The sequence below is a fragment of the Embleya sp. NPDC127516 genome (assembly GCF_044765325.1).
Taxonomy (GTDB): Bacteria; Actinomycetota; Actinomycetes; order Streptomycetales; family Streptomycetaceae; genus Embleya.
In genome coordinates this window covers 165,577-179,065 of record NZ_JBIWJT010000018.1, presented here as the reverse complement: position 1 = coordinate 179,065, position 13,489 = coordinate 165,577, and the positions used below count along the sequence as shown (strand labels likewise).

Here is a 13,489-nt window from a genome sequence, read left to right as displayed (position 1 = left end):
ACGGCGAGGCGGGCGCGATGTGGGCGAAGGCGCTGCGGGTGGTCGCCCCGATCGTTGCCGCGCCCGGTTCGCGCACCGGTGCCCGAGTCGTGGGGGAGTGGCCGGGCGGTGGGCTCGGCGCGGGCCGCACGACGGTTCGAGTGATGATCCGATCATGCCTAGACTGAGCCGAACGGGGAGCGGCCCGGTCGCCGGCGAGGCGGCGAGGGGGCCGGGGGCGGAGACGGCACGCATGGGCAGCAAGGCTCGGTCCGCCGACGGCGATACCTCCCCTGACCAGGCCCGCGGCCTCGGCAGGTTCCGTTTCCCGGGCAGGGCCCGCTCGATCGGCCTCGCCGCGGTCGGTCTGCTGGTGGCGATCGGCATCGTCGTCACCGTCGGCGGCGCGGCACCCCCGCCGCCCACGACCCGGCCGCTGCTCCTCGGCGGCGTCATACCCGGCCCCGAGGGACCGATCGCGCTGCCCACCGACGCGCCGCCGGTACCGCCCACCGACGCCGAGCGGGCCTGGCTCGCGCAGGGCAGCGTCCCGGGCGACACCCCGCGTTTCCGGGCGATGGCCGAGCGCGCGCTGCTGGACATGCGGGTACTGACCCAGCCCGACGGTTCGGTCGCCGCGGCGTGGTTCGGGATCTGGAAGTACGTCTGGCCGCGCGACGCCGCGTGGGTCGCGGCGGCCTTCACCGTCACCGGCCACGACCGGGAAGCGCTCGCGGTGCTGCGCCGACTGGCCGCGCTGCAACGGGCCGACGGCACCTGGGAGGCGCGCTACCGCCTGGACGGGGGACCGGTCGGCGACAAGCGGGCGGCGCAGTTGGACGGCAACGGCTGGGTGCCGTGGGCGGTCTGGTTCTGGTACGTCCACCAGGACCCCCGGGCCCAGGGGACGGCGGCCGCGCTCGCCGAGTTGTGGCCGACGGTGCGCAGGGCCGGTGACGCGGTGGCCGGTCGGTTGCGCGCGGACGGGCTGCCGCCGCGTGGTTCGGACTACTGGGAGACCCGCACCGACCAGGTCACCCTGGGCACCGCCGCGCCGCTGTCGGCGGGGCTGCGGGCGGCCGCCGACCTGGCGCGGCGCACCGGCAGCGGGGCCGAGGAGCAGCGCTGGACGGGCGCCTCGACGCGACTCGATCGTGCGGTCCGCGAGGAATTCGGGCCGCACGGCTATCCGCGCACGGCGTCGGCCGAGGGCGGCGCGGACACCGCGGTGACGTGGCTGGGCCCGCCGTTCGCCCGCGCGGACGCCGGCGTCACCGGCGCCGTCCGCCGATCCGCCGAATTGTTGACCCTGCCCAACGGCGGGATCCTGCCGGGCGAGCGCTGGGGCGGCGATCCCACCGCGGCCTGGACCCCGGAGACCGCGTCCTTCGCGCTGTTCAGCGCGGCGAGCGGGGATCGGGCCGGGGCGCGCAGCCGGCTCGACTGGCTCGCCGACCATCGCACGGCGGCCGGATCGTTGCCGGAGAAGGTCGACGCGCACGGCAAGCCGGCCTCGGTGGCCCCGCTGGCGTGGACGTCGGCGACCGTGCTGCTGTCGCTGGTCGCGCTGGACCGGGCGCTGCCGATCCCCTGAGCGGGCGGGGCACGATCGGCCGACCCGCGCGGCCGGCCCCGGGCCCGGCGAGCGGCTCGCCCCGCGCCCCACGCGGCACGACACCCTTTGGACGGGCGCACTCCCGGGTCGGCCGACCCCCCCATCCGTACCGCGCCCCACCGGCACGGTTCCCCCAGTGCGCCGCCGAAGCGTCCCGGCATCCCCGTACGGGACGATCCGGCGGCGCACGAGCCGGTCCGACGGCCGCGACGGGGTGTGCCCGGCCGCCGGACCGGATCGGCTCGTGGGGTCTAGGCGTCGGTGTCGGCGGTGACCTTCGCGGCGAGTTGCGGGGGCATCGGGTCGTGCCGGCAGTAGGCGCGGGCGAACTGGCCCGTGCCGTGGCTGATCGAGCGCAGGTCGATCGCGTAGCGGCTGATCTCGATCTCGGGGACCTCGGCGCGGATCAGGGTGCGGCCCGAGCCGGTCGGTTCGGTGCCCACCACCCGGCCGCGGCGCGAGCTCAGGTCGCTGAGCACGCCGCCGACGTACTCGTCGGAGACGGTGACCCGCACCTCGGACACCGGCTCCAGCAGGTGGATCCGGGTGCTCGCGGCGGCCTCGCGCAGCGCCAGCGCGCCCGCCATCTGGAAGGCCATGTCGGAGGAGTCGACGGAGTGCGCCTTGCCGTCGGTCAGCGTCACGCGCAGGTCCACCATCGGGTAGCCGGCGGCGACGCCCTTCTCCATCTGCGCCCGGACGCCCTTCTCCACCGACGGGATGAAGTTGCGTGGCACCGAGCCGCCGAACACCTTGTCCACGAACTCGAAGCCGGAGCCGCCGGGCAGGGGCTCGACGTCGATCTCACAGATCGCGAACTGGCCGTGTCCGCCGGACTGTTTCACATGCCGACCGCGTCCGCTGGCCTTCTCCGCGAACGTCTCGCGCAACGACACCTTGTGCGTGACGGCGTCCACCGCGACCCCGTAGCGGCTGCGCAGCCGGTCGAGCAGCACCTCGACGTGCGCCTCGCCCATGCACCACAGGACCAGTTGATGGGTGTCGGTGTTGTGCTCCAGGCGCAGCGTGGGGTCCTCGGCGACCAGGCGCGCGAGCGACTGGGAGAGCTTGTCCTCGTCGGCCTTGCTGTGCGCGCGGATGGCGACCGGCAGCAGCGGGTCGGGCATCATCCACGGCTCCATCAGCAGCGGATCGTCCTTGTCCGAGATGGTGTCGCCGGTCTCGGCCCGGGTCAGCTTGGCGATCGCGACGATGTCGCCGGCGATGCCCCGGTTGAGCGAACGCTGCTGCTTGCCCAGCGGGATCGACATCGCGCCGATCCGCTCGTCCAGGTCGTGGTCCTCGTGGCCGCGGTCGGCCATGCCGTGGCCGGAGACGTGCACGGTCATGTCCGGGCGCAGGGTGCCGGAGAAGATCCGGACCAGCGAGATCCGCCCCACGTACGGGTCGGACGTCGTCTTGACCACCTCCGCCGCGAGTGGGCCCTCGGGGTCGCAGGTCAGCGGGTCGTGCGGCTTGCCGTCCGGGGTGGTCACCGGCAGCACCTCGTGCTCGGGCGGTGCCGGACAGGCGCGGACGATGCCTTCCAGGAGTTCGATGGTGCCCAGTCCGTTCGGCGCGACCGCGAGCACCGGGTAGAACGAGCCGCGCGCGACCGCGGTCTCCAGGTCCGTGATCAGCGTGTCCACGTCGATCTGCTCGCCGGAGAGGTAACGGTCCATCAGGGACTCGTCCTCGCTCTCCGCGATGATGCCCTCGATCAGCCGGTTGCGGGCGTCCTCGATCAGCGGCAGGTGCTCGGGGTCCGGGTCGAGTGTCTCGCGGGTGCCGGAGGAGTAGTCGTACACCCGCTGGGTCAGCAGGCCCATCAGGCCCGCGACGCTCTCGTCCTCGCCGTGCAGCGGCAGGTAGAGCGGGAGCACGGTGTCCGCGTCGGGGTCGCCGAACACCCGTTGGCAGATCAGCACCATCTCGTCGAAGTCGGCGCGCGCCTGGTCGAGTTTGGTGATCACGATCGCGCGCGGCATGCCGACCGCGGCGCACTCGTCCCAGATCATCCGGGTCGAGCCGTCCACGCCGTCGGCGGCCGAGACCACGAACAGCGCGGCGTCCGCGGCGCGCAGGCCCGCGCGCAGGTCGCCGACGAAGTCCGCGTAGCCGGGGGTGTCGAGCAGGTTGATCTTGACGCCGTCGAATTCGACGGGGGACAGCGACAGCGCCACCGAGCGGTGTTGGCGGTGTTCGATGTCCTCGAAGTCGGACACGGTCGTCCCGTCCTCGACGCGACCGGCCCGGGGAATCGTCCCGGTCGCCACGAGCAGGGACTCCACCAATGTCGTCTTGCCCGCCCCCGTGTGGCCCACCAGCACCACGTTGCGCACCGAGTCCGGGCTTGCCGGCGCGGTTACCCTGCCGACGGTTCCGGCGCTAGCTCCGGATTTGTCCGCCATGTGCCACCTCCTGGTTGTCCATGTCGTGCGGTCGTCGTCGACGTCTCCGGACGCACAGGTGCCAGGGCCTGTCCGGTCGATCCCGACGGGTCCGCCGAGATCGGACGGACAGGCTCTTGTCGGTCGTCGGTACGCCAACGTCCGCAAATCGATTCCTGAACGGCAGCATTGCCCCGACGTCCGACCGAGTACAAGTGTCCTCGCCGTACGGGCTGTTCTCCAACGCGGCGCGCCCGGGTACGGCACGCCCGGACGACGGGGGGCTCGGGAGGCACGACCGCGTCAGTACGATGGGCGCACCAGGCGGGTCGAGTCCTTCGGATCCCCCGCCGCCCCGGCAATCCTTCGGGAAGGCGATGCTCAACAAATACGCTCGTGCCTTCTTCACGCGTGTGCTCACCCCGTTCGCGAGCTTTTTGCTGCGCCACAACGTGAGTCCGGACACGGTGACGCTGATCGGCACCCTCGGGGTGGTCGTCGCGGCGCTGGTGTTCTTCCCGATCGGCTGGTTCCTCACCGGCACGCTCGTGATCACCGCGTTCATCTTCTCCGACCTGGTCGACGGCAACATGGCACGTCAGTTGGGCCGCTCGACCAAGTGGGGCGCCTTCCTCGACTCCACCCTGGACCGGGTCGCGGACGCCGCGATCTTCGGCGCGCTGGCGATCTGGTTCGCCGGCGACGGCGACAACCTGCGCATGTGCATTCTGGCGATCGTCTGCCTCGGGTCCGGCCAGGTCGTGTCGTACTGCAAGGCCAGGGCCGAGAGCCTGGGCCTGGCCTGCGATGTCTCGGGGCTGATCGAGCGCGCCGAGCGACTGGTCATCTCGCTGGTGGCGACCGGTCTCGACGGTTTGGGTGTGCCCTACATCCAGGAGGCCGCGCTGTGGTTCATCGCGGTGGGCAGCCTGATCACCGTCTTCCAGAGGATGATCGCGGTGCGCCGCTCGGCGTCCGCGATCGACAACGCGCTGCCCGGAGGTGACAAGGGATGACCGAAGTCGGGCAGCGGCTGGCCGACACCGGGTACGCCCTGGGCTGGTCCGTGGTCAAGCGCCTGCCCGAACCGGTCGCCACGGCGATCTTCCGGCGGATCGCCGACGCCGTCTGGCGCAAGCGCGGCAAAGGCGTCCTGCAGTTGGAGGCCAACCTGCGCCGGGTGCTCGGCCCGGAGGCCACGCCCGAGCGCGTGCGCGCGCTCTCCCGGATGAGCATGCGGTCCTATCTGCGCTACTACCAGGAGGCGTTTCGCCTGCCGGTCTGGGACCGCGAGACGGTGCTGGCCCGGATGGAGTGCGATCTGACCCTGCTCGACAAGTGCAGCGCGCGCGGCAAGGGCGTGATCTTCGCGCTGCCGCACATGGGCAACTGGGACCACGCCGGCGCGTGGATCACGCTCATGGGCTATCCGTTCACCACCGTCGCCGAACGACTGAAGCCGGAGTCGCTGTACAAGCGCTTCCTGGACTATCGCGAGTCGCTGGGCATGGAGGTGCTGCCGCTCACCGGCGGCGACGGCAACACCTTCGGCATACTGGCGCGCCGGCTGCGAGAGGGCCGGCTGTTGTGCCTGCTGTCCGACCGTGACCTGACCGCCGGCGGGGTGCCGGTGAGTTTCTTCGGCGAGCCGACCCGGATGGCGGCGGGGCCCGCCGCGCTCGCCGTGCAGACCGGCGCGGCGCTGATTCCGGTCACCCTCGCGTGGAAGGGCGCGGTCATGCGCGCCACGCTGCACCCGGAGATCGAGGTGCCCGCCGAGGGCACCCGCCGGGAGAAGATCGCGACCATGACCCAGCAGGTCGCGGACGCCTATGCCCGTGGGGTCGCCGGCGACCCGCAGGACTGGCACATGTTGCAGCCGCTGTGGCTCGCCGACCTGGATGCCGGCCGGCTCGCCCGGATCGGGGAGGCCAAGTGAGGATCGGCGTCGTATGCCCCTACTCGTGGGATGTGCCCGGTGGTGTCCAGTACCACGTACGTGACCTCGCGGCGAACCTGATCGCGCGCGGGCACGAGGTCTCGGTGTTGGCCCCCGCGGACGACGACACCCCGCTGCCGGACTACGTGGTGCCGGCCGGGCGGGCCGTACCGGTGCGCTACAACGGCTCGGTGGCCCGGCTCAACTTCGGCTTCCTGTCCGCCGCGCGGGTGCGCCGGTGGATCCACGACGGCCACTTCGACGTGTTGCACATCCACGAACCGGCGACGCCCAGCCTGTCGTTGCTCGCGTGCTGGGCCGCGTCCGGACCGGTGGTGGCCACCTTCCACACCTCCAACACCCGCTCGCGCGCGATGATCGCGGCCTACCCGATCCTGCAGCCCGCGCTGGAGAAGATCAGCGCGCGGATCGCGGTCAGCGAGTACGCGCGGCGCACGCTGGTCGAGCATCTCGGCGGCGACGCGGTGGTCATCCCCAACGGTGTGGACGTCGGCTTCTTCGCCGACGCCCCCGTGGAGCCCGCGTGGCAGGGCACCGCGCAGGCGCCCACGATCGGTTTCATCGGCCGGATCGACGAGCCGCGCAAGGGACTGCCCACGCTGATCGAGGCGTTCCCGCGGATCGTCGAGGCGTTCCCGGGGGTGCGACTGCTGGTGGCCGGGCGCGGCGACGCCGAGGAGGCGGTGGAGGACCTGCCCGAGGCGTTGCGCGGCCAGGTCACCTTCCTGGGCATGGTCAGCGACCTGGACAAGGCGCGGTTGTTGCGCAGCGTGGACGTGTACGTGGCGCCCAACACCGGCGGCGAGAGCTTCGGGATCATCCTGGTCGAGGCGATGTCGGCGTCCGCGCCGGTGCTGGCGAGCGACCTGGACGCGTTTCGACAGGTGCTCGACGGCGGGCGGGCGGGGGAGTTGTTCGCGGTGGAGGACGCCTCGGCGCTCGCCGCCGCGGCGGTTGCGCTGTTGCGCGATCCGGTGCGGAGGGACGCGTTGCGCGAGATCGGGCGCAAGCATGTGCAGCGGTACGACTGGGAGACCGTCGGTACGGACATCCTGGGCGTGTACGAGACGGTCACCGCGGGGGCGCCCGCGGCGTAGTTGGCCTTGGCCTTACGCGCAGGCCGGGCTGGGCTGGGTTGGCCTCAAACGCCGGCTGGGCTGGGTTGGCCTCAAACGCCGGCCGGGCTGAAGGGTGGCCTCAAACGCCGGCCGGGCTGTCGGGTCGCTTGGTCGGGTTGACGGGTGGCCTCAAGCGCCGGCCGGGCTGTTCGGTTGCTTGGTCGGGCTGAAAGGTGGCCTCAAGCGCCGGCCGGGCTGTCGGGTTGCATGGTCGGGTTGACGGGTGGCCTCAAGCGCCGGCCGGGCTGTTCGGTTGTTGGTCGGGTGGCCGCGAATGCCGGCCGGGCTGTCGGGCTGGTCGGGCCGGCGGTACTAGGGTCGCCGGGTGATGACTGTCATCTGGATTCTGCTCGCGGTGCTCGCGATCGGTGTCTATCTGAGCTGGACCGCCGGGCGGCTCGACCGCCTGCACGCGCGGGTGGACTCGAGCCGGGCCGCGCTGGACGCGCAGCTGTTGCGGCGCTCCGCGGTCGCGCAGGAGATCGCCACGTCCGGGCTGCTCGATCCGGCCTCCTCGCTCGTGCTGGCCGGCGCCGCGCACGAGGCGCGCAACGCCGCCGAGGAGGAGCGCGAGGTGGCGGAGAGCGACCTGACCCGCGCGCTGCGGATCCTGTTCGAGGACCCGGCCCAGGCGGACGACCTGCGGGCCCGGCCCGGCGGCGCGGAACTGGTCGCCGAGTTGCAGACCGCGGTGCGCCGGGTGCCGATGGCACGGCGCTTCCACAACGACGCGGTCCGCGGCGCCCGTGCGGTGCGCCGACACCGATTGGTGCGCTATCTGCGCCTGGCGGGCCATGCCCCGTACCCGGTCACCTTCGAGATGGACGACGAGGAGCCGCGCACATTGCAGCCCGGTGGGTCCTGACGGGAGCCACGCAAAGGCCACCCTGGACAGATTGGCCCGGGTATTTCGCCGGGGTGGCATGACATTAGGATCCACCTCACCCGTACGATGGAGCCAACCGTCGTCGTTCGCATCTGTGTGAGGTCATCCGTGTCCACCACCCCCGCAAGCCCCCAGACCGGCACCGACCTGGTCAAGCGCGGCATGGCCGAGCAGCTCAAGGGCGGCGTGATCATGGACGTCGTCAACGCCGAGCAGGCCAAGATCGCCGAGGACGCGGGCGCGGTCGCCGTCATGGCGCTCGAGCGCGTGCCGGCCGACATCCGCAAGGACGGCGGCGTCGCGCGCATGTCCGACCCGGACATGATCGACGGCATCATCGGCGCCGTGTCCATCCCGGTGATGGCCAAGGCCCGGATCGGCCACTTCGCCGAGGCCCAGGTCCTGCAGTCGCTCGGCGTGGACTACATCGACGAGTCCGAGGTGCTGACCCCGGCCGACGAGTCGAACCACATCAACAAGTGGAAGTTCACCACCCCGTTCGTGTGTGGCGCGACCAACCTGGGCGAGGCGCTGCGCCGGATCACCGAGGGCGCGGCGATGATCCGCTCCAAGGGCGAGGCCGGCACCGGCAACGTGGTCGAGGCCACCCGGCACATGCGCACCATCCTCAAGGACATCAAGCAGCTCTCCGTGCTGGACGAGGACGAGCTGTTCGTCGCCGCCAAGAACCTCCAGGCGCCGTACGCGCTGGTCAAGGAGGTGGCCGAGGCGGGCAAGCTCCCGGTCGTGCTGTTCACCGCGGGCGGCATCGCCACCCCGGCCGACGCGTCGATGATGATGCAGCTCGGCGCCGAGGGTGTGTTCGTCGGTTCCGGCATCTTCAAGTCCGGCGACCCGGCCAAGCGGGCCAAGGCGATCGTGGACGCGACGCTGCACTTCGACGACCCGGACGTGATCGCCAAGGTCTCGCGCGGTCTGGGCGAGGCGATGGTCGGCATCAACATCGACACCCTCCCGGCGGAGCAGCGCTACGCCGGCCGCGGCTGGTAGTAGTTCCCGCCCCGCCGACGACTTCGAAGCACTCGAACACTCGGAAAGCTGTGTGCCGGGCCCGAACGCGACCGCGTTCGGGCCCGGCTCGGTACCTACGACCGGACGAGGTTGACGTGTCCACCACTCCCATCATCGGTGTCCTGGCCCTCCAGGGCGACGTCCGCGAACACGCCATCGCGCTGGCCGAACTCGACGCGATCGCGCGTCCGGTGCGCAAGGTCGAGGAGTTCGCCGAGCTCGACGCGCTGGTCATACCCGGCGGCGAGTCGACCACGATGTCCAAGCTCGCGGTGTCCTTCGGGCTGTTTCCGGCGCTGCGCGAGCGGGTCGCGGACGGCATGCCGGTCTACGGCTCGTGCGCGGGCATGATCATGCTCGCCGACAAGATCCTGGACGGCCGCGAGGACCAGGAGACGGTCGGCGGGATCGACATGATCGTGCGGCGCAACGCGTTCGGTCGGCAGAACGACTCGTTCGAGGCGGACGTCCCGTTCGAGGGCCTGGCGGGCGGCGACCCCATCCACGGCGTGTTCATCCGCGCCCCGTGGGTCGAGTCGGTCGGTGCCGAGGTCGAGGTGCTCGCCCGGCTGACCGCCGAGCCGTACGCGGACCGGATCGTCGCGGTGCGCCAGGGCAACCTGCTCGCCACGTCCTTCCACCCGGAGCTGACCCCCGACCGGCGGGTGCACGCGTACTTCGTGGACATGGTCCGTGCCACGCTCTGAGTGCTCGCGCCGGTAGGATCTTCCAGCCTGTACAGGCCCGTGCAGCGCACCCGCGACCCGAAGGAGTAGAGGCGGATGTCCGGCCACTCGAAGTGGGCGACCACCAAGCACAAAAAGGCCGTCATCGACGCCAGGCGCGGAAAGCTCTTCGCCAAGTTGATCAAGAACGTCGAGGTGGCGGCGCGCACCGGCGGCGGTGACATCGCCGGCAACCCGACGCTCTACGACGCCATTCAAAAGGCCAAGAAGTCCTCGGTCCCGAACGACAACATCGACCGTGCGGTCAAGCGCGGCTCCGGTGCGGAGGCCGGCGGCGCCGACTACCAGTCGATCACGTACGAGGGGTACGGACCGAACGGTGTCGCGGTGCTGATCGAGTGTCTCACCGACAACCGCAACCGCGCGGCGTCGGACGTTCGGGTCGCGATGACGCGCAACGGCGGCTCGATGGCCGACCCCGGCTCGGTGTCGTACATGTTCACCCGCAAGGGTGTCGTGATCGTGCCGAAGAACGACCTGAGCGAGGACGACGTGCTCGGCGCGGTGCTCGACGCCGGCGCCGAGGAGGTCAACGACCTCGGCGAGTCCTACGAGGTGGTCAGCGAGGCGACCGACATGGTCGCGGTGCGGACCGCGCTCGTGGACGCCGGGATCGACTACGACTCGGCCGACGCCAACTTCATCCCCAGCGTCTCGGTCGCGCTGGACGAAGAGGGCGCGCGCAAGATCTTCCGGCTGATCGAGGCGTTGGAGGACAGCGACGACGTTCAGGACGTCTGGGCGAACTTCGATGTCTCGGACGAGGTCATGGAGCGGGTCAACGCCGAATAGGGCGGCTCGGTCGAGATACCCGAACGCGCGTGGGGCCGGCGGCAACTGCCGCCGGCCCCACGCGCGTTCGGGTATCTTCGCGAGCGCTACGGGTTGGTGTTTATCACGTACAGCAGAAAGCTCACGTACCACCCGGAGAACGCCGCCCCGGCGACCAGCACCGCGATCACCACGCCGCGCGGCCACTTGGCCATCAGTCGGGCCAGCGGCAGCGCGATGGTGAAGGCCGGCAGCATGAAGCGCGGCTTGGAGTGGAAGAACCAGCCGTTGCTCGTGGTCAGCGCCAGGAACATCACCACGGCGCCGTACACGTGCACCGGCAGGGGGATCCGCCGGTCGCGGAAGGACCAGATCATCAGCGCCACGGACAGGATGATCACGAACGTGCAGACCACGTAGATCGGTCGGCCCAGGTGGGTGAGGTACTTGCTCATCCACTGGACGGTGCTTATGCCCCAGTCCATCCGCAGGTTGAAGGCCTTGTCCTGGATCCAGATCCACCCGTCGGGGCGACCGGCCAGCCAGCCCACCCAGCCGATGAAGCCCACGCACGCCAGCGGCGAGATCAGCGTGGCGATCACCGGGCGCCGGGTCTCCGGGGCCAACAATCCCACTCGCGCGCCGTCCTCGCGGCGCCGCAGCGCGATCGCCAGAGTGGCCACGCCCAGGGTCGCGACCAGGGCGAACGCGGTGTTGCGCGTCAGGCCGGCGAACAGGCACAGGACACAGGCCAAAGTCCACTGCCGACGGACCACGGCCAGCAGGCCCCAGGACGCGAACGCCACGAACAGGGCCTCGGAGTAGACCATGGTGAGCACCATCGAGCCCGGTGCGACGCCCCACAACACCGCGAACAGGGTGGCCACCCGGTGGCTGCCGGTGAGTTCGCGCCCGAGCGCGTACAGCCCCCAGGCCGCGACCACGCCGGCCAGCAGCGTGACGACCATGCCGGCGTTGAGCGCGGACAGGCCGGTGATGTCGCCGACGAGGCGGACCGCCCACGGATAGCCGGGGAAGAACTCGACGTTGCTCCAGTACGGCTTGCCCGCCGGGGACACCGGGATCTTGTCGACGTAGCCGAAGTCCGCGATGTCGCGGAACCAGACGCCGTCCCAGGAGCCGACCATGGACCAGAACGGTTTCCCGGCGGCCAGCGCCATCACGGCGAGCACCACGAGGTTGATCGCGCGCGCGATCAGGTACCCGATCACGGCCGTGCGGGCCGGTCGGAAGGAGGTCTTCGCGCGGTGCGTGAAGTCGACGACGCCCAGTCGCAGGCGCTCGGGGAGACCGTCGACGAAGGCGGTGTCGGGGACCGCCGGCATCCTGGTCGCACCCTTCTCGACGGCCGGTGGGGTCTCGGCGACCGGCATGGACGGCGACGGCATGAAAACCTTCCGGGCGGCGAGCGGGGCAGTCTCCAACCGACCCTAGCGTCGCCTGTGCGGGCTCCCGCGCGGCGACCGGGCCGCCTGGGGAAGGATCGTCACAGGGCTGTCATCGGGGCGTTATCGACCGGGACAAGCGTACGTGTCGCTCGAACGAGTGATCACGGAGTGGCGGTACCGAGGGGATCGGCGCCGCTGCACTAGGGTTTGCCAGGGCGAACAGATGTTCGTATCGGGTGGTGTTCGACTCGAACGGCCCAACGCACGAAGGCGAAACGACGCGGGACGAGAGGGGCGCGGCATGCGGGTCTTGGGGGTCGACCCCGGTCTGACCCGATGCGGCGTCGGCGTCGTGGACGGCGCGGTCGGCAAGCCGCTGCGGATGGTCGAGGCGGGCGTGGTGCGCACCCCCGCCGACGCCGCGATCGACGCCCGGTTGTTGGGCATCGAGCGGGGCATCGAGGAGTGGCTGGACCGGCACCGCCCGGACTGTGTCGCGGTCGAGCGGGTGTTCAGCCAGCACAACGTGAGCACCGTGATGGGCACCGCGCAGGCGTCCGCCGTCGCGATCGTGTGCGCCGCGCGGCGCGGCCTGCCGGTGACGCTGCACACGCCCAGCGAGGTCAAGGCCGCGGTCACCGGCAGCGGGCGTGCCGACAAGGCCCAGATCGGCGCGATGGTGACCCGTATCCTGCGCCTGGACGGCCCACCGAAACCGGCCGACGCCGCCGACGCGGTCGCGTTGGCGATCTGCCACATCTGGCGCGGCGGCGCCTCCGACCGGCTCGCGGCGGCCGTCGCCGCGGCCCGCACCCCGGCCGGCCGGTTGCCGCGCGGCACCCGCCGCTGACCGGCCGCCGTCCTCCCCGGCCGGGCCCGCGACAGCCGGCCCTCGTACCCCTAGCCAAGCAGGAGCACTCAGGTGATCGCGTTCGTCTCCGGAACGGTTGCCGGCCTCGGCCCGGACACCGCCGTCGTCGAGGTCGGCGGGGTCGGCCTGGCCGTGCAGTGCACGCCCACCACACTGGCCACGCTGCGCGTCGGCGAATCGGCCCGGCTGGCCACCTCGCTGGTGGTGCGGGAGGACTCGCTCACCCTGTTCGGCTTCGCCGACGACGACGAGAAGCGCACGTTCGAGGTGTTGCAGACCGCCAACGGGGTGGGGCCCAAGCTGGCCCTGGCGATGCTCGCGGTGTACAGCCCGGACGCGCTGCGGGCCGCCGTCGCGGGCAAGGACGCCAAGGCACTCACCGCCGTGCCCGGGATCGGGCCCAAGGGCGCGCAGAAGCTGCTCCTGGACCTCAAGGACAAGCTCGGCGCGCCCACCGGCACCGGTGCCGCGCTCGGCGTCGGCGCGCCCGTGAGCGCGGGGTGGCGGGATCAACTGCACGCCGCCCTGGTCGGCCTGGGCTACGCGACGCGCGAGGCGGACGACGCGGTCGCCTCGGTGACCGCGGAGGCGGAGGCCGCCGCCACGCCCGACATCGGCGCGCTGCTCAAGGCGGCCCTGCGCGGCCTGAACCGCCGGTGAACCGGCGGAGGCGACCGGCGGTCGGGTGTGACACCGCGGTGTCGCCCGGGTC

Annotated in this window: 12 protein-coding genes; 10 read left to right on the top strand and 2 right to left on the bottom strand. The window is 71.6% G+C overall.

Translation table 11 applies throughout. From position 1 onward, the window contains the following. Positions 1-232: 232 nt before the first annotated feature. Entirely contained in the window at positions 233-1,573 is a 1,341-nt protein-coding gene (locus ACIRL2_RS31920; RefSeq protein WP_402236648.1) for a hypothetical protein, read from the top strand. A 272-nt stretch (positions 1,574-1,845) separates the two neighbouring features. On the opposite strand, the gene ACIRL2_RS31915 is transcribed toward ACIRL2_RS31920, so the two are convergent. Next, positions 1,846-4,005 (bottom strand): elongation factor G-like protein EF-G2, encoded by a 2,160-nt coding sequence (locus ACIRL2_RS31915; RefSeq protein ID WP_395872010.1) that lies wholly within the window; start codon positions 4,003-4,005, stop codon positions 1,846-1,848. Between the two features lie 290 nt (positions 4,006-4,295). Between ACIRL2_RS31915 and pgsA the strand changes: the two genes are divergently transcribed. From pgsA to ACIRL2_RS31880, 7 genes are all read left to right on the top strand, one after another. After that, entirely contained in the window at positions 4,296-5,000 is a 705-nt protein-coding gene (pgsA, locus tag ACIRL2_RS31910; RefSeq protein WP_395872009.1) for a phosphatidylinositol phosphate synthase, read from the top strand. Next, on the top strand, positions 4,997-5,923 hold the full coding sequence (locus ACIRL2_RS31905) for a phosphatidylinositol mannoside acyltransferase (protein WP_402236645.1): 927 nt from the start codon (positions 4,997-4,999) through the stop codon (positions 5,921-5,923). Before pgsA ends, ACIRL2_RS31905 begins: the two co-directional genes overlap by 4 nt. Next, complete coding sequence (locus tag ACIRL2_RS31900) at positions 5,920-7,041, top strand: glycosyltransferase family 4 protein (RefSeq protein ID WP_402236644.1); 1,122 nt, start codon at positions 5,920-5,922, stop codon at positions 7,039-7,041. The genes ACIRL2_RS31905 and ACIRL2_RS31900 overlap by 4 nt, the downstream gene beginning before the upstream one ends. Before the next feature lie 349 nt (positions 7,042-7,390). Continuing rightward, positions 7,391-7,927, top strand: a complete 537-nt coding sequence (locus tag ACIRL2_RS31895; protein ID WP_395872092.1) for a hypothetical protein — start codon at positions 7,391-7,393, stop codon at positions 7,925-7,927. An 87-nt stretch (positions 7,928-8,014) separates the two neighbouring features. Then, complete coding sequence (gene pdxS / locus ACIRL2_RS31890; protein WP_395872003.1) at positions 8,015-8,959, top strand: pyridoxal 5'-phosphate synthase lyase subunit PdxS; 945 nt, start codon at positions 8,015-8,017, stop codon at positions 8,957-8,959. 116 nt (positions 8,960-9,075) lie between these two features. Then, positions 9,076-9,687, top strand: a complete 612-nt coding sequence (gene pdxT / locus ACIRL2_RS31885; protein WP_395872001.1) for a pyridoxal 5'-phosphate synthase glutaminase subunit PdxT — start codon at positions 9,076-9,078, stop codon at positions 9,685-9,687. Between the two features lie 75 nt (positions 9,688-9,762). Next, positions 9,763-10,518, top strand: coding sequence for a YebC/PmpR family DNA-binding transcriptional regulator (locus tag ACIRL2_RS31880; protein ID WP_395872000.1), 756 nt, complete (start codon positions 9,763-9,765; stop codon positions 10,516-10,518). Between the two features lie 86 nt (positions 10,519-10,604). Here ACIRL2_RS31880 and ACIRL2_RS31875 read toward each other — a convergent pair whose 3' ends face one another. Beyond that, positions 10,605-11,906, bottom strand: a complete 1,302-nt coding sequence (locus tag ACIRL2_RS31875; protein ID WP_395871998.1) for a mannosyltransferase family protein — start codon at positions 11,904-11,906, stop codon at positions 10,605-10,607. A 301-nt stretch (positions 11,907-12,207) separates the two neighbouring features. On the opposite strand from ACIRL2_RS31875, the gene ruvC reads away from it, so the two are divergent. Together ruvC and ruvA are read left to right on the top strand one after the other, a co-directional pair. Further along, positions 12,208-12,756, top strand: a complete 549-nt coding sequence (ruvC, locus tag ACIRL2_RS31870; protein WP_395871996.1) for a crossover junction endodeoxyribonuclease RuvC — start codon at positions 12,208-12,210, stop codon at positions 12,754-12,756. 72 nt (positions 12,757-12,828) lie between these two features. Beyond that, on the top strand, positions 12,829-13,437 hold the full coding sequence (ruvA, locus tag ACIRL2_RS31865) for a Holliday junction branch migration protein RuvA (protein ID WP_395871994.1): 609 nt from the start codon (positions 12,829-12,831) through the stop codon (positions 13,435-13,437). Positions 13,438-13,489: the final 52 nt, after the last annotated feature.

What these genes read in the sequence shown, in the direction of transcription:
- ACIRL2_RS31920 (WP_402236648.1), top strand. Translation starts at nt 233, where the DNA reads ATGGGCAGCAAGGCTCGGTCCGCCGACGGCGATACCTCCCCTGACCAG.
- ACIRL2_RS31915 (WP_395872010.1), bottom strand. Translation starts at nt 4,005, where the DNA reads ATGGCGGACAAATCCGGAGCTAGCGCCGGAACCGTCGGCAGGGTAACC.
- pgsA (WP_395872009.1), top strand. Translation starts at nt 4,296, where the DNA reads ATGGGCGCACCAGGCGGGTCGAGTCCTTCGGATCCCCCGCCGCCCCGG.
- ACIRL2_RS31905 (WP_402236645.1), top strand. Translation starts at nt 4,997, where the DNA reads ATGACCGAAGTCGGGCAGCGGCTGGCCGACACCGGGTACGCCCTGGGC.
- ACIRL2_RS31895 (WP_395872092.1), top strand. Translation starts at nt 7,391, where the DNA reads ATGACTGTCATCTGGATTCTGCTCGCGGTGCTCGCGATCGGTGTCTAT.
- pdxS (WP_395872003.1), top strand. Translation starts at nt 8,015, where the DNA reads ATGGAGCCAACCGTCGTCGTTCGCATCTGTGTGAGGTCATCCGTGTCC.
- ACIRL2_RS31880 (WP_395872000.1), top strand. Translation starts at nt 9,763, where the DNA reads ATGTCCGGCCACTCGAAGTGGGCGACCACCAAGCACAAAAAGGCCGTC.
- ACIRL2_RS31875 (WP_395871998.1), bottom strand. Translation starts at nt 11,906, where the DNA reads ATGCCGTCGCCGTCCATGCCGGTCGCCGAGACCCCACCGGCCGTCGAG.
- ruvC (WP_395871996.1), top strand. Translation starts at nt 12,208, where the DNA reads ATGCGGGTCTTGGGGGTCGACCCCGGTCTGACCCGATGCGGCGTCGGC.